Origin of the sequence: Streptomyces sp. NPDC049687 (assembly GCF_044465285.1) — a bacterium.
Taxonomy (GTDB): Bacteria; Actinomycetota; Actinomycetes; order Streptomycetales; family Streptomycetaceae; genus Streptomyces.
This window is the reverse complement of sequence record NZ_JBITLN010000002.1, coordinates 805306-824720: the sequence shown is the minus strand read 5'-3', so window position 1 is coordinate 824720 and position 19415 is coordinate 805306. Positions and strand designations below refer to the sequence as shown.

Below are 19415 nucleotides of genomic sequence, written 5' to 3'. Positions count from 1 at the left end.
CCGGAGGTACGACGGAGAGCCGCTGACCGTGAAAGCCCCCAAGGCACCGCCGGCGTCGGACCGGCCCTCCGGCAGTCGGCGTACTCACCTGGTGGACGCCCCCTTGACGTCGGCCGGAGGCGGATCGACACTCGAGTCGGGAATCCTAGTGAACAGGTAGGGAAACATGGGGCACCTGGAGACGGTCACCGGCCGAGCGAACCGCACGGCGTGGTCGTCGCCCCTTCTCACCTCCCGCCGTCACATCGACCTGCAGCGCGTCTGCAGCGCCATCGGCCCACGCGGCTGAGCCGGGCCCGCCCCGCGCCGGACCGTACCGGCGGTGCCCCTTCCCGGGCGCCGTCCCGCCCCGGCGCGCGTGGAGGAGGGCCGTCCCCCTTTCCGACGTCGCATCCGCCGCGCGCACGTCCCTCAGCGCGCCCGCCCCCGGGGAGAAGCATGTCCGTCACACCGCTGGCCGCCCACCCGTCCGCCCGCCCCGCCCCCGCCTTCCGGGGCCGCATCGGCCGGGACGCGCGCAGCGGCCACTACGCCGTGCCGCGCCGCTACCGCCTCCATCTGTCCACCGCCGACCCGGACGGCCTGCGCATCGCCGTCACCCACACCCTCCTCGGCCTGGACCGGGCCTGTCCGGTGACCTTCCTGCCCGCCGTCCCCGACTGTCCCGACGGCGGTCACCGGGCGCTGCGCCCGCTCTACGAAGCCAGCGCCCACCGCTACACCGGTCCGGCCCTGGCACCGGTGCTCAGCGACGACTGGTCGGGCCGGATCGTCTCCACCCACGGCCCCGACATCGCCCGCGACCTCGCCCGGCGCTTCGGCGGCGGCCGGCCCACGCTGTACCCCTGCGGCGCCGAGTCGGAGGTCGAGGCCGTCGAGCGGATGTGCGCACAGGGCATCGAGGAGGCCGCCCAGCGCGCCGGAGCCGCGGACGCCGGCGAGGACGAGCGGGCCTCGGCGCTGGACACGCTGCTCGCCACGCTCGGCGTGCTGGAGCAGGGACTCGTCGCGCAGCCGTATCTGATCAGCGATCAGATCACCGCCGCCGACGTGGAGTTGTGGGTCGCGCTGGTCCGGCTCGACACCGTGCACCGCCACCACCTCGACGCGGACGCCGTGCACCGCCTCGCCGGACACCCGGCCCTGTGGGCCTACGCCCGCCGGCTCGCCGCCCACCCGGCCTTCGGGGCGCACCTCGACCTGGACGGCATCGCCCGCCGCCACCACGCCCACTGCCAGGGTCTGGAGGCCGCGGGCGCCGCCGTCCAGATCCTGGACTGGGCGGCACACATCTCCCGCACGCGGTAGTTCCACTCGGTGGACAGCCGTTGACATTCGTTCGGGCGGTTGTCTTGACTTACGCCCACAACGCGAGGCCCACAGGGCCGGAACAGTGATGGTGACGACATGTACGCAGCTCCCAGGACGGCCGCACGCGGCCCTCAGGGCTGCGTACAGCCGTACGCGAACCTGTTCGTCGCCAACCGCGCCGTCGATCTGCTCCGCGTGAACAGCGCACTGTGTACCGCACCGGGCTGCGCCCGCTGCCGGGGCTGACACCTTCCCTCAGCCCCCGCATCCCCGACCGGCACCACCCGAGCGGTGTGCCGTCGTCCGCCCAGCCCCCGGTTCCGTGCGTTCCTGAGCGCTGCCCGCGGTCGCGGGGTGCGCCGACGGCGGTCCGGGGTGTCCGACTCTGCTGCCGGAGCCCTCCATGAGTGAACCCCCAGGCGCCGTGACCCTCACCGAGGCACCCGCCCCCGACACCCCGTCAGAGAAGCTCACCGCACAGCGCGTTCAGCCGCTGCGCCGACCGGGCCGCTGGATCGCCACCGCCGTCGTTCTGGTGCTGGTGGCCCAGTTCGCGCACGGCCTGGTGTCCAACCCCTTCTACCAGTGGGACCGTTTCGGCTACTGGTTCCTGCGACCGGTGATCCTCGACGGTTTGCTGATCACCCTCGAAGTCACGGCCTACAGCGCCATGTTGGGCCTCCTCGGGGGCATCCTGCTCGCGCTCGCCCGGCTGTCGAGGAGCCCGGTGCTGCGCGCGGTCAGCTGGACGTACGTCTGGGCACTGCGCTCCGTCCCGCTGATCGTCGTTCTGCTCTTCCTGTACAACTTCAGCGCCCTGTACCAGACGCTGAGCCTGGGCGTGCCCTTCGGACCCGCCTTCCTCACCTTCGACGAGTCCCGGCTCGCCACGGACATGGTGATCGCCGTCGTAGGCCTCAGCCTCAACGAGGCCGCCTACGCGGCCGAAGTGGTCCGCGGCGGCATCCTCTCCGTCGACCAGGGACAGCACGAGGCGGCCGCCGCGCTCGGACTGCCCAAGGGCTACCAGTTCCGGAAAATCGTCTTCCCGCAGGCCCTGCGCTCGATCACCCCGAACTACGTCAACCAGCTGATCGGCCTGGTCAAGGCCACCTCGCTGGTCTTCTACGTCTCGCTCCTCGACCTGTTCGGCACCGCGCAGACCATGGGGGCCACCTACCCCGGTGACATCGTGCCGCTGCTGCTGGTCGTCACCGTCTGGTACCTGATCCTCACCAGCCTCGTCTCCGTCGTCCAGTTCTACGTCGAGCGGTACTACGCCCGGGGCGCCACGCGCGCCCTGCCGCCGACGCCGCTGCAGAAGGTGCGGACCGGTCTCACCGACCTGCGGGCCCGCATCCGCCGGGAGGCCGCCGTATGAGCACCGAGACCGTGAGGACCGACGTGACCGCCGGGGCCGCGCCCGCCGCCGTGGAGGTCCACGACGTGCACAAGTGGTACGGCGCCCACCGCGTCCTGGACGGCGTGAACCTGACCGTGCGGCCCGGCGAGGTCACCGTGATCCTCGGCCCGTCCGGGTCCGGCAAGTCCACCCTGCTGCGGGTCATCAACCACCTGGAGAAGCCGGAGATCGGTCACGTCAGCGTCAACGGCGAGCCGATCGGCGTCCGCCGGCACGGCGACCGGCTGCGCGAGCTGAGCGAACGGGCCATCCTGGCCCAGCGCGGCCGTATCGGCTTCGTCTTCCAGAACTTCAACCTCTTCCCGCACCTGACCGTGCTCGACAACGTCGCCGCCGCCCCGGTGGCGACCGGGAAGCTCGCCAAGGCCGCCGCCCAGGAACTCGCCCGCGAACTCCTCGGCCGGGTCGGCCTCGCCGACAAGGCCGACGCCTACCCCCGCCAGCTGTCCGGCGGCCAGCAGCAACGCGTCGCCATCGCCCGGGCCCTGGCCCTGCGCCCCGGCGTCATCCTCTTCGACGAGCCGACCTCCGCCCTCGACCCCGAACTGGTGGGCGAGGTCCTCGCCGTCATCAGGGACCTGGCGACCAGCGGCACCACTCTCGTCATCGTCACCCACGAGGTCGGTTTCGCCCGCGAGATCGCCGACCGGGTCGTCTTCATCGACGGCGGGAGGATCGTCGAACAGGGCCCGCCGCACCAGGTCCTCGACCGGCCCCGGCACGAACGGACGCGGGACTTCCTCAGCAAGGTGCTCTGAACCGGGCCCCTTCTCCTTCCGCACCACTCCCACCCTTCACCGCACCGGACAAAAGGACGGCCATGCCTGCCCACTTCACCCGACGCAGCCTGATCCGCGGCATCACCGCGGCGACCGCGGTCGCCACCCTCGCCACCGGGCTCGCCGCCTGCGGTGGTGACAGCGACGCCGCCACCAGGACCGACGGCGCAGCCTCCGGGACCGTGACCGTCGGGCGGGTCTCCAACGGCGCCGCCAAGGAGACCACCCTCAAGGTCTCCGAGGTCAAGTCCATCAGCGCCGAGCTTCCCGACGCCGTCCGAAAGAGCGGCAAGCTGAACATCGGCGTCGGCGCCCTGCCCTCCGGCTTCGCCCCGCTGCAGTACATCGGCAGCGACCAGAAGACCCTCACCGGCGCCGAGCCCGACTTCGGCCGACTGGTGGCCGCGGTCCTCGGCCTGGAGCCCGAGACGAAGAACTACACCTGGGAGAACCTCTTCGTCGGCATCGACAGCGGCAAGGTCGACGTCGCCTTCTCGAACGTCACCGACACCGAGGAGCGCAAGAAGAAGTACGAGTTCGCCTCCTACCGCCAGGACAATCTCGGCTGGGAGGTGAAGAAGTCCAGCACCTGGAACTTCGACGGCGACTACCGGAACCTCGCGGGCCTGACCGTCTCCGTCGGCTCCGGCACCAACCAGGAGAAGATCCTCCTGGAGTGGAAGAAGAGGCTGGAGGCCGAGGGCAAGAAGCTCACGGTCAAGTACTACCCGGACCGCAACGGCCTCTACCTGGCCCTCAACAGCGGCAAGATCGACGCCTACTTCGGCCCGAACCCCGGCATCGCCTACAACGCCGCCAAGACCGCGGGCACCGCCAACGCGACCCGCAACGCGGGCACGTTCTCCGGCGCCGGCGAGACGCTCCAGGGGCTGATCGCCGCCACCGCGAAGAAGGACAGCGGCCTCGCCGAGCCGCTCGCCGAGGCCATCAACTACCTCATAGAGAACGGGCAGTACGCCAAGTGGCTGGCCGCCTACAACCTCTCCAACGAGGCCGTCGCCAAGTCCGAGGTCAACCCGCCCGGCCTGCCGCTGGACAACTCCTGATCACTTGGCGGACGCACCCCCGGCCGGGAACATCCGGCGGGGCCGGGGCGTTGTGACCGATGACGAGACGTGGACGGCGCTGTCGAGCGCCCAGCAGGGGGAGGTGCCGGACGTGATCCGCATACGCCACGCCGTGCACCTCCACTCCCGGCCCCACATCGACCTCCAGCGCGTGGCCGGCGCGCTCTGTTGCTCCTGACCCGTTCCCCTCCGCCGCACCTTTCGCACGGGTGGCGCGCGCTCTCGTACGGACCTCCAGGAAAGGCACCTCCGTGTCCTCGACCTCCGCTTCCCCTCTCCACCTCGCCGTCGCGCTGGACGGCACCGGCTGGCATCCCGCCTCCTGGCGTGAGCCGGTCGCCCGCCCCCGTGAGCTGTTCACCGCCGGATACTGGGCCGACCTGGTCGGCGAGGCCGAGCGCGGACTGCTCGACTTCGTGACCGTCGAGGACGGTCTCGGCCCCCAGTCCTCCCACTTCCTGGACCCGGACGACCGCACCGACCAGGTACGCGGCCGCCTCGACGCCGTCCTCCTCGCCTCCCGGATCGCGCCCCTGACCCGGCACATAGGCCTGGTGCCGACCGTGGTGTCCACCCACACGGAGCCCTTCCACATCTCCAAGGCGATCGCCACCCTCGACTACGTCAGCACCGGCCGAGCGGGCCTGCGCGTCCAGATCACCGCCCGCCCCAGCGAGGCCGCCCACTTCGGCCGCCGCACGATCCCCCGCATCGAGGCCTACGACGATCCGGCCACCCGGGAACTGGTGACCGGCCTGTTCGACGAGGCCGCCGACCATGTGGAGGTCGTGCGCCGGCTCTGGGACAGCTGGGAGGACGACGCGGAGATCCGGGACGTGGCCACCGGCCGCTTCATCGACCGGGACAAGCTGCACTACATCGACTTCGAGGGCCGCCACTTCAGCGTCAAGGGACCCTCGATCACCCCCCGCCCGCCGCAGGGCCAGCCCCTGGTCACCGCGCTCGCCCACGCCACCGTCCCGTACCGCCTGGTCGCCCGCGCCGCGGACGTCGGGTATGTCACCCCCCACGACACCGACCAGGCCCGCGCGATCGTCGCGGAGATCCGCGCCGAACAACGCGCCGCCGGCCGTGCGGAGGACCCTCTGCACGTCTTCGGCGACCTGGTCGTCTTCCTCGACGACGACCCCGCCGAGGCCGCCGCCCGCCGCGACCGCCTCGACACCCTCGCCGGCGAGGAGTACACCAGCGACGCCCGCATCTTCACCGGAACCCCCGCACAACTCGCCGACCTCCTCCAGGAGTTGGCGACAGCCGGACTGACCGGCTTCCGGCTGCGCCCCGCCGTCGCCGGCCACGACCTGCCCGCCATCACCCGGGGCCTCGTCCCCGAACTCCAGCGCCGCGACGCCTTCCGCCGTGCCTACGAGGCCGACACCCTGCGCGGACTGCTCGGACTGCCCCGCCCCGCCAACCGCTACGCCGCCGTCTGAGCGGGAGGGAGACGACCCCCATGAGCAAGCCGCTGAAGCAGATCCACCTGGCCGCCCACTTCCCCGGCGTCAACAACACCACCGTGTGGAGCGACCCCAGGGCCGGCAGCCACATCGAGTTCAGCTCCTTCGCCCACTTCGCCCGGACCGCCGAACGCGCCAGGTTCGACTTCCTCTTCCTCGCCGAGGGCCTCAGGCTCCGGGAACAGGGCGGCAGGATCTACGACCTGGACGTCGTCGGCCGCCCCGACACCTTCACCGTCCTCGCCGCGCTCGCCGCCGTCACCGACCGTCTCGGCCTGACCGGCACCATCAACTCCACCTTCAACGAGCCCTACGAGGTGGCCCGCCAGTTCGCCAGCCTCGACCACCTCTCCGGCGGCCGCTCCGCGTGGAACGTGGTCACCTCCTGGGACGCCTTCACCGGGGAGAACTTCCGCCGCGGCGGCTTCCTCCCGCAGGACGAGCGCTACTCCCGCGCCAAGGAGTTCCTCGCCACGGCGAACGAACTCTTCGACTCCTGGCAGGGCGACGAGATCGTCGCCGACCAGGCCACCGGCACCTTCCTGCGCGACGCCAAGGCCGGCGCCTTCGTCCACGAGGGCCGGCACTTCGACATCCACGGCCGCTTCAACGTGCCGCGCAGCCCCCAGGGCCGCCCGGTGATCTTCCAGGCCGGCGACTCCGACGAGGGCCGCGAGTTCGCCGCCTCGTCCGCCGACGCCATCTTCAGCAGGTACGCCACCCTCGACGCGGGCCAGGCCTTCTACACCGACGTCAAGTCCCGCCTCGCCAAGTACGGGCGCCGCTCCGACCAGCTGCTCATCCTGCCCGCCGCCAGCTTCGTCCTGGCAGACACCGACGCCGAGGCCGAGGAACTCGCCAAGGAGGTGCGCCGCCAGCAGGTCAGCGGCGCCACCGCGATCAAGCACCTGGAGTTCGTCTGGAACCGGGACCTGTCGTCGTACGACCCCGACGGCCCCCTGCCCGACATCGACCCGGACCCCGGCGAACACCACATCGCCCGCGGCCGCGCCCAGGTCCGCATGTACCGGGACCCGCTGGCCACCGCCCGTGAGTGGCGGGAGCTCGCGGCGGCCAACAACTGGTCGATCCGCGACCTGGTCATCGAGACCGGCAACCGCCAGAACTTCGTCGGCTCGGCGCGGACCATCGCCCGTACGATCAACGACTACGTCCAGGCCGACGCGAGCGACGGCTTCATCCTCGTCCCGCACATCACGCCCGGCGGCCTCGACGAGTTCGCCGACAAGGTCGTACCCCTGCTGCAGGAACAGGGCGTCTTCCGCACGGAGTACGAGGGCACCACCCTCCGCGACCACCTCGGCCTCGCACACCCCGACGAGGCGGGCACCGAGCGGGTGGCGTCGTAAGGGTCCGCTCCGGCCCCCGCAAGCCGGTGCGGCCGGGGCTCGTCTCCCTCCCCCGAAGGTGACGAGCCCCGGCCTTCCCCCCGGCGCCGGACAGTGGTCGGTACGCGGTCGTGTGCCGTCTCACCAGCACATGACCGCCGTCTCGCCCGAACCCCAGCCGGAGTACAGGCGGACCCGGACGAAGTAGCGGCGGCCCTTGACGAGCCGAGCCCTGATGGTGGCGTTGCGCGGGGTACCGCCGTCGTCCTGTCCGGCGAGGAAGCGGGGTTCGCCGTCCCGCTCCTCGAAGACCACGACGACCGAGTCGCTCTCCCCGAAGGTGCCGACGGTGTACGCGCGGGTCTCGCGCGGCTCCACCATGAAGTCCGCCTGCTCGCCCGGCGCCAGCGCCAGCACCACCGACCGGAAGGGCACCAGCACGGGAGGCCGCGGCGCGGCGAGCGGCGGGTACCAGCGCAGGACGAACTCCTTGTCCAGCGGGGACAGCCCGCCGGGAGGGTGGACGCCGCCGCGGAACTGCTCCGGCTCCAGGATCAGCCCCGTCGCGAAGGGATACTCCATCACGGACTGCGGGTCCCACACCGAGCCGTTGACCTCGGCCGCGTCCAGCTTGCGCAGGATGTTGAACCAGGTGCGGTCCCGGCTCCAGTGGTTCGGCGGACCCGCCAGATCGGCGTAGACGGCCTCGTCGTCCCAGTGGATACCGGCGAACGGGCTCTGGTGCTCGTGCTGCATGCCCAGGGCGTGGCCGATCTCGTGCAGGGCCGTCGCGCGCTCCCCGGGCGCGGTCAGATCCCAGCCGAAGTTCATGGTCCGCTCGTTCAGGCCCGCCGACAGCGCGTCCCGGCCCACCGCCGACCAGGACCCGTCGCCCCGCTGGAAGCCGATGCGCAGCTCCGCCTCCGTGCGGTCGGCGACCTCGGCGAACGACACCCCGATCCCGAGGTCGGCCCACTCGCGGAAGCAGGCGCGCACCACGTCCCGCTGGACCTCGTCGCCGACCCAGGACACCCGCCGGGTTCCCCCCGAGCCCGGTACGGGGATCACCGACGCGTCGCCCTCGCCGTCGAAGAAGCAGTAGTGCAGGACCGTGCCGTTGACCCACATCCGGCGCCCGCTCACGAGTGCGCCGAGCCGCTCGGCGGCCAGCCCCGGGGCGAACGCGGGGACCGGCTGCTGCGCGAGCGAGCAGTAGCGGGCGGTCATGGGCAAAAGGGTGCCGCGGCCTCCAGCCGGGCGCCTGAGTCGGGGGCTACTCAAGTCGCCCTGTATCAGGCGTGAGTATGCGGACTCCTGATGACGTGACGACGATCGAACAGCACGTCAGGACACCGCACGTCAGGACACCGCACACCAGGAGCCTGCGGCTGCCGTGGCCGTTCACCGGCCGGGAGGAGGAACTGGAACTGGTCCGCCGGTCGCTGACGGCCGGCCGGCCCGGCATCGTGGTGACGGGACCGGCGGGCTGCGGCCGCACCCGCCTGGCGGCCGAGGCGGTCCGCGGCACCGACTGCGCCCGCGTGGCCGGCACCCCCGAGACGCGGGCCACCGCCTTCGCCGCGTTCGCCCCTCTGCTGCCCGAGGACGTCACCCTGCACCGGGCCGTCCAACTCCTCTCCGGCGTACGGTTGTTGCTGGTCGACGACGCGCATCTGCTCGACGACGCCTCCGCCGCGCTGCTCCACCACCTTGCCGTCCAAGGCCGCACCCGGCTGCTGGTCGTCGTGACGGACGGCACCCCCGCACCCAGTGCCGTCGCCCGCCTGTGGACCGCCGAACTGCTGCCCCGTCTCGCCCTCGCCCCCCTGCCCGCCGAGGACACCGCACAGCTCCTCGCGGCCGGCGCGGGCGGCCCCCTGGAGCCCCTCACCGTCAACCGCCTGCACCGCCTGTGCCGGGGCGACCTGCGCCTCCTGCGGGACCTTCTGGGCGCCGTACGCGACGAGGGCCTGCTCACCCCCGTCCCGGACACCGAGGAGTGGGCCTGGCGCGGCCGGCTCCCGCTCACCCCGAGCCTCCGCGAACGCACCGCCCCTGTCCTCGCCCGCCCCTGCCCCGACGAACGCGAGACCCTCGACCGCCTCGCCTTCGCCGAGCCCCTGCCCCTGTCCGCGAGCACCTTCGACCTCCACGTCCTGGAACACCTCGAGGCGGACGGCCTGATCGAAGTGGCCGGCCCGGGCGCGGAGAGCGGAGCGGGCGCGGCCGAGGAACACGAGCCGACCGTTCGCCTGGCCCACCCCCTGCACGGGCCGGTCCTGCGTGCCGCCGCCGGCCGGCTTCGGGCGAGGCGGCTGGCCGGTACCCGTGGGTCGCTGAAGGGGGCCCTCGACGCCGAGGCGGCCGCTCTGCTGCGCGGCATCGAGCACGCCGACGTCCGCACCGGGCGCACGCCCGTGGGGGAGTGGCTGGTCGCCGAGGGGGAACCGGTTCCGCACGGGTACGCGGCCGTCCGCGCGCGGTTCTCACGGCTGCGGGGAGAACTGCGCGAGGCCGCGGCCTGGGCGAGGGAGGGACTGGTGAGCGGCGACGACGACGCCTGTCGCCGCGAACTCGCCTCGGCCGCGATCCAGTCGGGCGAGGCGGAGTTCACCGGACCGGCGTCCCGGGAGGTCCTCGGCGGGGCCGACCCCGCCGAGGCCGACCCGACCGGCAGACCCCACGGCGCCTTTGCCACCTACCTCGCCTACGACGCCGTACGCCTCGGTGAGCCGGAGCGTGCGCTCGGCCACCTCCCGCCCGACGGTGTGTTCGCCCGCCACGCCCGTGCGCTCGCCCGCTCCGACGGCCCCGCCCTGGACCGGGTGGCCGAGGAGTGGGAGGCCCGCGGCTTCCTGCTGTTCGCGGCCGAGGCGTACGCCCAGGCCGTACGGGTCCACCGCGACCCCACGTCCGCGCGCACCGCCCGCACCCGTGCCGTCGCCCTGGCCCGGCGCTGCCAAGGGGCCCGTACCCCGGCCCTGTCCGGTCTCGTCCTCGGTGAACTCACCGCCCGGCAACGGCAGGTCGTCACCCTGGCGGCGGCCGGTCTGAGCAACCGTCAGATCGCCGAGCGTCTCACCCTGTCCGTCCGTACCGTCGGCAACCACCTCTACAGCGCGTACACCCGCCTCGGCGCGAGCGACCGGGGCGCCCTGCCGTGGCTGGTGGAACTGCCGGACGCCCAACCCGCCTGAGAGCGCCGACGCTCGACCACGTCCGGCGACACGGGGGCGTTCACGCCGTTCACGCCGCGCCGAACGCCGTGAACGCCCACCCCGTCGCCTGGTGCACCGCGTCCCCCGGCAGCGCGGCCCGTGCGTCGCGCAACGCCTCCCCCAGGGAGACGCCGGCGCTGAGCCCCTTGTGCAGCGCCAGCATCAGCGGCACCACCGCGGCGTCGTTGACGGGCGCGCTGCTCGCCACCACACCCGCCGTGCCCAGCGGGAGCAACGCCGTGACCAGGCCGAGGAGTTCGTCGGCGCCCACGGAGGCGAGCCGGGCGGTGTCGCAGCTGGAGAGGATGATCCGGTACGGGCTGCGGGCGAGCCGCTCGAAGTCGTGCACGATCAGCGGGCCGTCGGCCATGCGCAGGGACGAGAACATCGGACTGTCGGCGCGGAAGGTGCCGTGCGCGGCGATGTGCGCCAGCGCGGCCCCGTCCAGCTCCCGCAGCACCCGGGCCCCATGCGCGTCGGCCTGCTCCAGCACCGTCGGCCTGCCGTACCGGCCGGCCACCTCCGGCACCTCCGCACCGCCCGTCGCCAGGCCCGGACCGCGCACCAGGACGTGCCGGCCGCCGGGCGGCGGCTGGGTGTCCCGGGCGCGCAGCCACGCGCTGGCCGACGGCGACACGCTCACCACCCGCTCGCGCAGCGACGGCAGCAGCGCCCACGGGACGCGGTGCAGCCGGGCCGGCGGGACGACCACCAGCGGCCCGGAGCCCAGGTGCCCCGCCGCCTCACCCAGCAGCAGCTCCTCCAGCCGCCGCCCCGCCGTCTCGACCAGCGGCAGCCGCCCCTCCCCGCCCGGATGTGCCAGCCGGCGCAGCGCGGACTGCACGTACTCGGCCTCGCGTTCCGCCTCGGCGAGCAGCCCGCCCGCGAACCGTCTCACCCGCCCCCCGCCGCACAGCAGCACCTGGACACGCCCGTCCAGGACGGCGAGTTCGACCAGCCGTCCGTCCCCGAGCCGGTCGAGGAGGCGGCCCACGTCGAACCGGCCGCCGTACCCGGGGGAGTGCCCGCGGATGTGCAGGGTGCGGGAGCGGATCTCCCGTTCCAGACGGCGCTGCTCCCGCTCCAGGGTCGGTACCGGGCGGCCGTCCATCCGGGCGGCCTCCGCCCGCGCCGCGATCACCCGGAACGCGGTCAGGCCGCTCAGCAGCGCCGGGTCGGCGGGCGGCCGGGTGGGCGGCGTGGACAGGGCGGTGGCCCGCCAGCGCTCGCTCCACACCAGCAGCCGCCGCGGCCCGCCCCGTTCCAGGCTCACCTGCTGGGCCAGCGCGGCCAGTTCGGCGCCCTGCGCGGTGGCCCGGGCCCGCAGCTCCGAGGCGCCCAGCGTCGTCCGGTGGGCGTCGAGCACGTCGAGCCCCCGCCGGCAGGCCTCCAGCACACCCCGCCCCGACCCGGTGGCCCGTGCCCACAGCGCCTGCGCCGCCCAGCCGGTCATCCGCGCCAGCGGCGGCCCGCTGCGCCGACTGCGCGCGGCGACCTCCAGATACCGTTCGGCGTCCGCCGTCCAGTCGAGGCCGAGCGCGATCCGGCCCGCCAGCAGCCAGGCCTCCGGTGCGGCGGGCGCTCCGAACGCGGACAGCCGCTCCGCCACCTTGACCGCGTCGGCGACCAGTCGCCCCGAGCCACGCCCGGCGGCCACCCGCGCGTCGATCAGCACCAGTTGGGCATGCGTCTCCCACCAGGTGCGCCGCTGCCCGGCGAACAGCCGCACCGCCACCGCCGCACGGGCGATCGCCGTGCCCGGATCGCCCGCCAGCCGGGCCGCCTTCGCCGCGGCCAGCAGCAGTTCCGCCTTGCGGGTGGACTGGCCGCCGATCCCGTCCAGGACCGCTATGGCCGCGTCCGCCTCGGCCAGGGCCTCCGGCGCGAGCCCGGCCGCCATCAGCACCTCGCAGCGCCGGATGTTCAGCATGAACGTCGGCGTGCCGAGCTTGGCGTACCGCTCCTCGGCCTCGTCGAGGAGCCGCAGCGCCGCCGGGACGTCCCCCGAGCGGAACGCGGCAAGCCCCCGGCTCTCCACCGCGTCCGCCTTGTCGTGCTCCTGCCCGGTGGTGTCCCACAGTGCCTCGGCCGCCGTGAAGTCCGCCTCCGCCCGCTCCACCGCCCCGAGCGCGAGATGCACGGTGGCGCGCAGGGTGAGGGCACGCGCCGTCCAGATGACGTCGTCCGCCTGCCGCAGCACGGGGATCGCCCGCCGTACGTCCTCCAGCGCCTCACGATGGTGCCCCAGCACCCACCAGGAGTAGGCCCGCCGGTACAGCACCCGCGCGCGCGTGTGGCCCGTCCCGCGCCCGACCCCCCGCTCGAACGCCGCCAGGCCCTGCCGGGTGCGGCCCGCGTGCACCAGCGCCACCCCGAGCGTGGCCAGGACGTCCGCCTCGCGCTCCGCCGAGTCCGCGCGGGCCGCCAGGGCGCGGGCGCGCCGCAGATGGTCCAGGGCGAGCCGCATGTCGCCCCAGTCCCGCTGCCAGATGCCGATCACCTGATGGGCGACCGAGGCGTGCAACGGCGTCGGATCGGTGTCGAGCACTCCTTCCGCCCGCGACAACGCGTCGTTGGGGGCGGCGAAAACCATCGGCAGCAGTTCGAGAACCGAGTCGTTTCCCGCTGTCACCCCACGGATGGTAGTGCTCCGCTCGGCACGCCACACCGGTACGGGACCCTATCCGTGAGTATCGACCGGACATCACGTCAACGAACTCACCTGTATCAGCCGAGGGTCTCGCGGCTCTGACTGACGACACATCGGCCAGGGGGAGGACACGCCATGGCACCACAACGATTCCACGAGCAGTTCGATCAGATCCAACGCGCGCTGCCGGACGTGCCGTTGGCGATGGGGCCCGACGACTCCGCCGAGTTCATCTACGAGAAGGGCGTGGTCCTCGCCCGCGACGGAGAGGAGGCGCAGCTCGTCGAGGACACCGTCCGCAGCCACTTCACCGAGACCGCCGGCCTGCTCCCCGAGCACGTCCGCCGGGCCGGACCGCGGACCAACCGCTCCGGCATCACCCGCATCATGGTCGGCAACCCCGGCCACGGCGACCGCACCGCGGACCACGCCGTGGCGGGCGCCCTGCGCGCCCTGCGAGAGGCGGAGGGCCGCGCCCGACGCCGGCTCGTCAGCCGCAACCACGTGGTGTCGATCTCCGTCAACGCCTGCCCCGGCGACGAGCCCGTGCCCGCCCCGTCCACCCGGACGCCCAACCCCGGCCGGGCCGAGGGGGACCACGACCCGGACAGCGCCGTCGGCGTCCTCGTGATCGACACCGGCCTGATGCACGACTACCGCTCCTACCCGCCGCTCGCCCACACCGACGGCGACCTCCAGGTCAGGGAGACCGACGAGAGCGGTGTCCTCCAGCAGTACGTCGGCCACGGCACGTTCATCGCCGGGCTGGTCGCGGCCGTGGCGCCCAACACCGACGTGACCGTGCGCAACACCCTCGACGACTGCGGCGCGATCCTGGAGGACGCGTTCGGCGAGAAACTCTTCGACGCCGTGGAGGAGGGCGGCTGGCCGGACATCCTCAGCCTCTCCGCCGGCACCTCCAACGGCCGCGTCGACGGCCTCCTCGGCGTCGACGCCTTCATGCGCGAACTGCGCGCGCAACGGACCCTGTTGGTCGCGGCGGCCGGCAACAACGCCAGCGCCACGCCCTTCTGGCCCGCCGCCTACGCCTCGCTGCCCGAGTACGCCGACGCCGTCGTGTCGGTCGGCGCGCTGCGCGGCGACGGCGAGTACGGCGCCTGCTTCAGCAACTACGGCCCCTGGGTGCGGGTCTACGCCCCCGGCGAGCGCCTCACCAGCGCCCTCACCGGCTTCGACACGCCCGTCCCGTACGTCTACCAGCACTCCACCTACGACACCTGCCGCTACGGCTTCGGGTACGCCTGCACCTGCCGCTCCCCGCGCCACACGGGCCTGCTGAGCGACGCCTCGGGCAAGCCGGACCAGGTGATGTTCGAGGGGTTCGCTTCCTGGAGCGGGACCTCTTTCGCAACTCCCGTGGTGGCCGGACTCGTCGCCGCCCACATGACCGCGAACAAGGAGACCGATCCCCGTGCCGCCGCCCGTCGACTACTCTCCCGGAACACGCAGTTCGCCGAAGTGCGCGGGGCGCACGTACCGGCGCTGCGCCCCACCACCTGGCGTCCGGTGCCGGTCGCCCTGGCATGAGTACGGATACGAGGACCTCATGAGGTCCGACGGACCCTCCGCCACCGCGTACGATGACAGGTCGTACACGAGGGGTGGGACCGTGGACCGTACTGATGTCGGCGCGCTCGTCCAGTTGGCCGTCGACGGTGACACGGCGGCCTGGAAGGCGCTCGTGGAAGGGCTGAGCCCGCTGGTGTGGTCGGTCGTGCGCGCACACCGGCTCTCCGATGCCGACGGACACGAGGTCTACCAGACCGTCTGGTTCCGCTTCGCCCAGCACCTCGGCGGGATCCGCGAACCGGGCAAGGCGGGCTCATGGCTCGCGAGCACCGCGCGCAACGAGTGCCTGAAGGTGCTCAAGAGCTTAAAGCGGCTGACCCCGACCGACGATCCTCAGCTGCTCGACCGTGCCAGCGAGGAACTGACTCCCGAGCAGTCGGTCCTCGACTCGGAGGAGGCGGCCGAGCAGAGCGAGCGCGTCCGGTTCCTGTGGCAGGAGTTCGAGGCGCTCGGCGACCGCTGCCGACAGCTCCTGCGGGTGCTGATCGCCTCGCCGCCGCCCAGCTACCAGGAGGTGTCGACCGCACTCGGCATCGCCGTCGGCAGCATCGGACCGATGCGCCAGCGCTGCCTGCGCCGTCTGCGGGCCCGACTCGACGCACGGGGAGCGCTGTGACGACATGAGCGACATGAATGACATGAACGACGACTACGTGACCGGCGAAGGTTTCTTCGACGCCGAGGAGTTGGACCACGGAAGTCTGGAGGAGGAACTCCGCCGGGCCGCCGCCATCCTGGACCCGGTCCCGGCCGAGCTGCGCCGGATCGCCGTCGAGGCGTACGCGCTGCACGACCTGGACGCCCGGATCGCCGAGCTGACCTTCGACTCGCTGACCGACGCGGTACCGGTCCGAGGAGCGGTGGACGTGCCGCGGATGCTGACCTTCCACACGGGCGACCTGACGGTCGACGTCGAAGTGACCGAGGAAGGGCTCCTGGGACAGCTGCTGCCGCCGCAGCCGGCCTCGGTCGAGGTCCTGCACGGCCCGCGCGCGGGCGCCTCGCTCACCACCGACGACATGGGCCGCTTCGCCTGCGACGCCCCGCCCACCGGCCCCTTCGCCCTGCGACTGCGGGCCGGCGGGGAGGTGGTCGTCACGGAGTGGATGCGCGCCTGAGGCCGTCGTGCCGGACCGGACTCAGGAGACGGCGTCCACCAGGGCCGCCAGCGCCGAGGCGAGCCGGGGCAGTCCCGCCCCGGCCGCCCCGCCCGGCTCGCTCATGTAGGTGTCCCGTCGGATCTCCACCATGAGCGCGGACACCCGGGGCTCCCTCCCGTAGTACTCCAGGGGGACGTACGTGCCGGCGAACGGGCTGTCCAGCCCCGTCTCCCCGACCTTCGCGAACGCCTCGCGCGCGGCGGCGAGCAGCTGCGGCGGGGTGTGGAAGGAGTCGGTGCCGAGGCAGACCGGCGGCCGCGGGCCCTCGCCGTGCAGCTCGTAGGGCAGCCGCTCGGTCGGATAGGAGTGCACGTCGACGACGACGGCCCGCCCGACCGCCGCCAGCCGCTCACCCACGGCCTCCGTCATGGCCCGCGCATACGGCCGGAAATACCGCTCGACCAGCGGTTCGGGATCGACGCCGGCGCCCCGCAGCACCTCCCGGTGCGTGGTCCGCGTGTACACGGCCCCCATTCCGACCGCCCGCATCTCCTCCCGTTCGTCCGGGAACCGCTCCGGATCCACCACCAGCCGCGAGAGCCGGTTGACGAACCGCCAGGGCGTCACGCCGGCCAGCCGCGCCGCCTCCTCGGCGATCTCCGCGGTGTGCGCGTCGGTGAGGTGATCCAACTCCCGCTCCAGCGCCCCGTCGTCCAGCACGATCCCCGCCCGCACGCCGTCCGGTATCTCCCGCGCCGCGTGCGGCACATGCAGAATCACCGGCGATCCGGCGGCACCGGCGAGCAGCTCGAAGGACGGTGCGGCAGGGGTCATCAGGCTGCTCCCGGGGCGTTGTCGGTGGCGTGGCGCATGATCGAAGGTGCCATCAGAACACGACGGGGGAAGGGCGGGGGAACCGGCATGGCCGTGAGCGACGAACAGCTCCCGGGGCACCACGGCTGCGCAGGCGCCGAGGTCGAGGAGCTGATCACCACCCGCGACCGGTGACGTCGGCGGACGCGCCGGACATGGCTCCGCCCCGGCCGATGGAGCGCCGGCCGGGGCGGAGACTCATGGGGCGAGCGTCAGCTCACGGGGGCGTCAGCCCAGGGAGGCGAGGACCTCGTTCCAGGTGGCCGACGGGCGCATGACCGCCGCCGCCTTCGCCGGGTCGGGCTGGTAGTAGCCGCCGATGTCGGCCGGCTTGCCCTGGGCGGCGATCAGCTCGTCGATGATGGTCTGCTCGTTGGCGGAGAGCGTCTCGGCGAGCGGCGCGAAGGCCTTCGCGAGCTCGGCGTCGTCGGTCTGCCGGGCCAGCTCCTGAGCCCAGTACAGGGACAGGTAGAAGTGGCTGCCGCGGTTGTCGATGCCGCCGACGCGACGGGTCGGGGACTTGTCCTCGTTGAGGAAGGTCGCCGTGGCGCGGTCGAGGGTGTCGGCGAGGACCTTGGCGCGAGTGTTGCCCGTGGCCGTGGCGTACTGCTCGAAGGAGGGCACGAGCGCGAAGAACTCACCGAGGGAGTCCCAGCGCAGGTAGTTCTCCTTGACCAGCTGCTGGACGTGCTTCGGGGCGGAGCCGCCGGCGCCCGTCTCGAAGAGGCCGCCGCCCGCCATCAGCGGGACGACCGACAGCATCTTGGCGCTGGTGCCCAGCTCCAGGATCGGGAAGAGGTCGGTCAGGTAGTCGCGCAGCACGTTGCCGGTGACGGAGATGGTGTTCTCACCGCGGCGGATGCGCTCCACCGACAGCTTCGTCGCCTCGACGGGGGCGAGGATGCGGATGTCCAGACCCTCGGTGTCGTGCTCCGGCAGGTACTCGTTGACCTTGGCGATCAGGTTGGCGTCGTGGGCGCGGGTCTCGTCCAGCCAGAACACGGCCGGGTCGCCGGTGGCGCGGGCGCGGGTGACGGCCAGCTTCACCCAGTCCTTGATCGGCGCGTCCTTGGTCTGGCAGGCGCGGAAGATGTCGCCCTCGGCGACCGGCTGCTCGATGAGGACGTTGCCGGCCTGGTCGACCAGACGGACCGTTCCGGCGGCCTTGATCTCGAAGGTCTTGTCGTGGGAGCCGTACTCCTCGGCCTTCTGCGCCATCAGGCCGACGTTCGGGACGGAGCCCATGGTCGACGGGTCGTAGGCGCCGTTCGCGCGGCAGTCGTCGAGGACGGCCTGGTAGACGCCGGAGTAGGAGGAGTCCGGGAGCACCGCGAGGGTGTCGGCCTCCTGGCCGTCCGGGCCCCACATGTGGCCGGAGGTGCGGATCATGGCCGGCATCGAGGCGTCGACGATGACGTCGGACGGCACGTGCAGGTTGGTGATGCCCTTGTCGGAGTCCACCATCGCCAGGGCCGGGCCCTCGGCGAGCTCGGCGTCGAAGGAGGCCTTGATCTCCTCACCGAACTGCGGCAGGGTCTCCAGCCCCTTGAGGATGCCGCCCAGACCGTCGTTCGGGGAGAGGCCGGCCCCGGCGAGGACCTTGCCGTACTTCTCGAACGTCTTCGGGAAGAACGCGCGCACCACGTGACCGAAGATGATCGGGTCGGAGACCTTCATCATCGTGGCCTTGAGGTGCACGGAGAACAGCACGCCCTGCGCCTTCGCCTCGGCGATCTGCGCGGTGAGGAACTCCCGCAGCGCGGCCACGTGCATCACGGACGCGTCGACGACCTCGCCCTCGAGGACCGGTACGGACTCGCGCAGGACCGTGGTGGTGCCGTCCTCGGCGACCAGCTCGATCCGCACCGAACCGGCCTCGGAGATCACGACGGACTTCTCGGTGGAGCGGAAGTCGCTGCTCCCCATGGTCGCCACGTTGGTCTTGGAGTCCGACGACCAGGCGCCCATGCGGTGCGGGTGGGTCTTGGCGTAGTTCTTGACCGAGGCGGGGGCGCGGCGGTCGGAGTTGCCCTCACGCAGGACCGGGTTCACGGCGGAGCCCTTGACCTTGTCGTAGCGGGCCTGGATCTCCCGCTCCTCGTCGGTCTTCGGGTCGTCCGGGTAGGCCGGCAGCGCGTAGCCCTGGGCCTGCAGTTCGGCGATCGCGGCCTTGAGCTGCGGGATCGACGCCGAGATGTTCGGCAGCTTGATGATGTTGGCCTCGGGCGTCTTGGCCAGCTCGCCGAGCTCGCTCAGCGCGTCCGGGACGCGCTGGTCCTCGGTCAGGTACTCCGGGAACACGGCGATGATGCGCCCGGCCAGTGAGATGTCCCGCGTCTCCACGGTGACACCCGCCTGCGAGGCGTACGCCTGGACCACCGGCAGGAAGGAATACGTTGCCAGGGCCGGGGCCTCGTCAGTGTGCGTATAGATGATGGTCGAGTCAGTCACCGGGTGCTCCGCTCCACGTCTGCAACATTGCTCGACATCAAGATATCTCGTGATGGGGACGGACTCGACAGGGGTCCGATGGGGGTCCGCTCACACTTCTTTTCC

Annotated in this window: 18 protein-coding genes; 14 read left to right on the top strand and 4 right to left on the bottom strand. The window is 72.5% G+C overall.

The annotated features are described in order from the left end of the window. Nucleotides 1–166: 166 nt before the first annotated feature. From ACIBVL_RS08800 to ACIBVL_RS08760, 9 genes are all read left to right on the top strand, one after another. Nucleotides 167–289, top strand: a complete 123-nt coding sequence (locus ACIBVL_RS08800; RefSeq protein ID WP_399094098.1) for a putative leader peptide — start codon at nt 167–169, stop codon at nt 287–289. Between the two features lie 149 nt (nt 290–438). Next, nucleotides 439–1308, top strand: a complete 870-nt coding sequence (locus tag ACIBVL_RS08795) for a glutathione S-transferase C-terminal domain-containing protein (RefSeq protein ID WP_399094094.1) — start codon at nt 439–441, stop codon at nt 1306–1308. Between the two features lie 99 nt (nt 1309–1407). Beyond that, nucleotides 1408–1557: a hypothetical protein gene (locus ACIBVL_RS08790; protein WP_399094091.1), complete on the top strand. Its 150-nt coding sequence runs from the start codon at nt 1408–1410 to the stop codon at nt 1555–1557. Nucleotides 1558–1714: 157 nt separating this feature from the next. Next, nucleotides 1715–2692 (top strand): amino acid ABC transporter permease, encoded by a 978-nt coding sequence (locus ACIBVL_RS08785; protein ID WP_399094088.1) that lies wholly within the window; start codon nt 1715–1717, stop codon nt 2690–2692. Beyond that, on the top strand, nt 2689–3492 hold the full coding sequence (locus ACIBVL_RS08780) for an amino acid ABC transporter ATP-binding protein (protein ID WP_399094085.1): 804 nt from the start codon (nt 2689–2691) through the stop codon (nt 3490–3492). The genes ACIBVL_RS08785 and ACIBVL_RS08780 overlap by 4 nt, the downstream gene beginning before the upstream one ends. Nucleotides 3493–3554: 62 nt before the next feature. After that, nucleotides 3555–4580, top strand: a complete 1026-nt coding sequence (locus ACIBVL_RS08775) for a transporter substrate-binding domain-containing protein (RefSeq protein WP_399094082.1) — start codon at nt 3555–3557, stop codon at nt 4578–4580. Nucleotides 4581–4632: 52 nt separating this feature from the next. Beyond that, a complete protein-coding gene (locus ACIBVL_RS08770; protein ID WP_399094079.1) occupies nt 4633–4779 on the top strand; it encodes a putative leader peptide in 147 nt (48 codons plus the stop codon). Nucleotides 4780–4852: 73 nt separating this feature from the next. Further along, nucleotides 4853–6055: an LLM class flavin-dependent oxidoreductase gene (locus tag ACIBVL_RS08765; protein WP_399094076.1), complete on the top strand. Its 1203-nt coding sequence runs from the start codon at nt 4853–4855 to the stop codon at nt 6053–6055. Between the two features lie 20 nt (nt 6056–6075). Beyond that, on the top strand, nt 6076–7449 hold the full coding sequence (locus ACIBVL_RS08760) for an NtaA/DmoA family FMN-dependent monooxygenase (protein ID WP_399094073.1): 1374 nt from the start codon (nt 6076–6078) through the stop codon (nt 7447–7449). Nucleotides 7450–7569: 120 nt separating this feature from the next. Here ACIBVL_RS08760 and ACIBVL_RS08755 read toward each other — a convergent pair whose 3' ends face one another. Further along, entirely contained in the window at nt 7570–8655 is a 1086-nt protein-coding gene (locus ACIBVL_RS08755; protein ID WP_399094070.1) for a M12 family metallopeptidase, read from the bottom strand. Nucleotides 8656–8750: 95 nt separating this feature from the next. On the opposite strand from ACIBVL_RS08755, the gene ACIBVL_RS08750 reads away from it, so the two are divergent. Further along, a complete protein-coding gene (locus ACIBVL_RS08750) occupies nt 8751–10625 on the top strand; it encodes a response regulator transcription factor (RefSeq protein WP_399094067.1) in 1875 nt (624 codons plus the stop codon). 49 nt (nt 10626–10674) lie between these two features. Here the strand turns inward: ACIBVL_RS08750 and ACIBVL_RS08745 are convergent, their stop codons facing one another. Continuing rightward, nucleotides 10675–13239, bottom strand: coding sequence for a CHAT domain-containing protein (locus tag ACIBVL_RS08745; protein ID WP_399094854.1), 2565 nt, complete (start codon nt 13237–13239; stop codon nt 10675–10677). A 192-nt stretch (nt 13240–13431) separates the two neighbouring features. On the opposite strand from ACIBVL_RS08745, the gene ACIBVL_RS08740 reads away from it, so the two are divergent. From ACIBVL_RS08740 to ACIBVL_RS08730, 3 genes are all read left to right on the top strand, one after another. Next, the gene (locus ACIBVL_RS08740) at nt 13432–14844 is read left to right on the top strand and encodes a S8/S53 family peptidase (RefSeq protein ID WP_399094064.1); all 1413 of its coding nucleotides are present in this window, start codon (nt 13432–13434) and stop codon (nt 14842–14844) included. Between the two features lie 82 nt (nt 14845–14926). Further along, nucleotides 14927–15502 (top strand): RNA polymerase sigma factor, encoded by a 576-nt coding sequence (locus tag ACIBVL_RS08735; RefSeq protein ID WP_399094061.1) that lies wholly within the window; start codon nt 14927–14929, stop codon nt 15500–15502. Nucleotides 15503–15524: 22 nt separating this feature from the next. Next, nucleotides 15525–16004, top strand: a complete 480-nt coding sequence (locus ACIBVL_RS08730) for a hypothetical protein (protein WP_399094851.1) — start codon at nt 15525–15527, stop codon at nt 16002–16004. Nucleotides 16005–16025: 21 nt separating this feature from the next. On the opposite strand, the gene ACIBVL_RS08725 is transcribed toward ACIBVL_RS08730, so the two are convergent. After that, nucleotides 16026–16820: an N-formylglutamate amidohydrolase gene (locus tag ACIBVL_RS08725; RefSeq protein ID WP_399094058.1), complete on the bottom strand. Its 795-nt coding sequence runs from the start codon at nt 16818–16820 to the stop codon at nt 16026–16028. Between the two features lie 36 nt (nt 16821–16856). Here ACIBVL_RS08725 and ACIBVL_RS08720 point away from each other — a divergent pair, with 36 nt between their 5' ends. After that, complete coding sequence (locus ACIBVL_RS08720; protein WP_399094055.1) at nt 16857–16994, top strand: hypothetical protein; 138 nt, start codon at nt 16857–16859, stop codon at nt 16992–16994. Nucleotides 16995–17087: 93 nt separating this feature from the next. Here the strand turns inward: ACIBVL_RS08720 and ACIBVL_RS08715 are convergent, their stop codons facing one another. Next, entirely contained in the window at nt 17088–19310 is a 2223-nt protein-coding gene (locus ACIBVL_RS08715; RefSeq protein WP_399094052.1) for an NADP-dependent isocitrate dehydrogenase, read from the bottom strand. Between the last annotated feature and the right edge of the window lie 105 nt (nt 19311–19415).

Bases quoted from the DNA above. Each gene is read 5' to 3' on its own strand.
- ACIBVL_RS08800 (WP_399094098.1), top strand. From the start codon at position 167: ATGGGGCACCTGGAGACGGTCACCGGCCGAGCGAACCGCACGGCGTGG.
- ACIBVL_RS08795 (WP_399094094.1), top strand. From the start codon at position 439: ATGTCCGTCACACCGCTGGCCGCCCACCCGTCCGCCCGCCCCGCCCCC.
- ACIBVL_RS08790 (WP_399094091.1), top strand. From the start codon at position 1,408: ATGTACGCAGCTCCCAGGACGGCCGCACGCGGCCCTCAGGGCTGCGTA.
- ACIBVL_RS08785 (WP_399094088.1), top strand. From the start codon at position 1,715: ATGAGTGAACCCCCAGGCGCCGTGACCCTCACCGAGGCACCCGCCCCC.
- ACIBVL_RS08780 (WP_399094085.1), top strand. From the start codon at position 2,689: ATGAGCACCGAGACCGTGAGGACCGACGTGACCGCCGGGGCCGCGCCC.
- ACIBVL_RS08775 (WP_399094082.1), top strand. From the start codon at position 3,555: ATGCCTGCCCACTTCACCCGACGCAGCCTGATCCGCGGCATCACCGCG.
- ACIBVL_RS08760 (WP_399094073.1), top strand. From the start codon at position 6,076: ATGAGCAAGCCGCTGAAGCAGATCCACCTGGCCGCCCACTTCCCCGGC.
- ACIBVL_RS08755 (WP_399094070.1), bottom strand. From the start codon at position 8,655: ATGACCGCCCGCTACTGCTCGCTCGCGCAGCAGCCGGTCCCCGCGTTC.
- ACIBVL_RS08745 (WP_399094854.1), bottom strand. From the start codon at position 13,239: ATGGTTTTCGCCGCCCCCAACGACGCGTTGTCGCGGGCGGAAGGAGTG.
- ACIBVL_RS08740 (WP_399094064.1), top strand. From the start codon at position 13,432: ATGGCACCACAACGATTCCACGAGCAGTTCGATCAGATCCAACGCGCG.
- ACIBVL_RS08730 (WP_399094851.1), top strand. From the start codon at position 15,525: ATGAACGACGACTACGTGACCGGCGAAGGTTTCTTCGACGCCGAGGAG.
- ACIBVL_RS08725 (WP_399094058.1), bottom strand. From the start codon at position 16,820: ATGACCCCTGCCGCACCGTCCTTCGAGCTGCTCGCCGGTGCCGCCGGA.
- ACIBVL_RS08720 (WP_399094055.1), top strand. From the start codon at position 16,857: ATGATCGAAGGTGCCATCAGAACACGACGGGGGAAGGGCGGGGGAACC.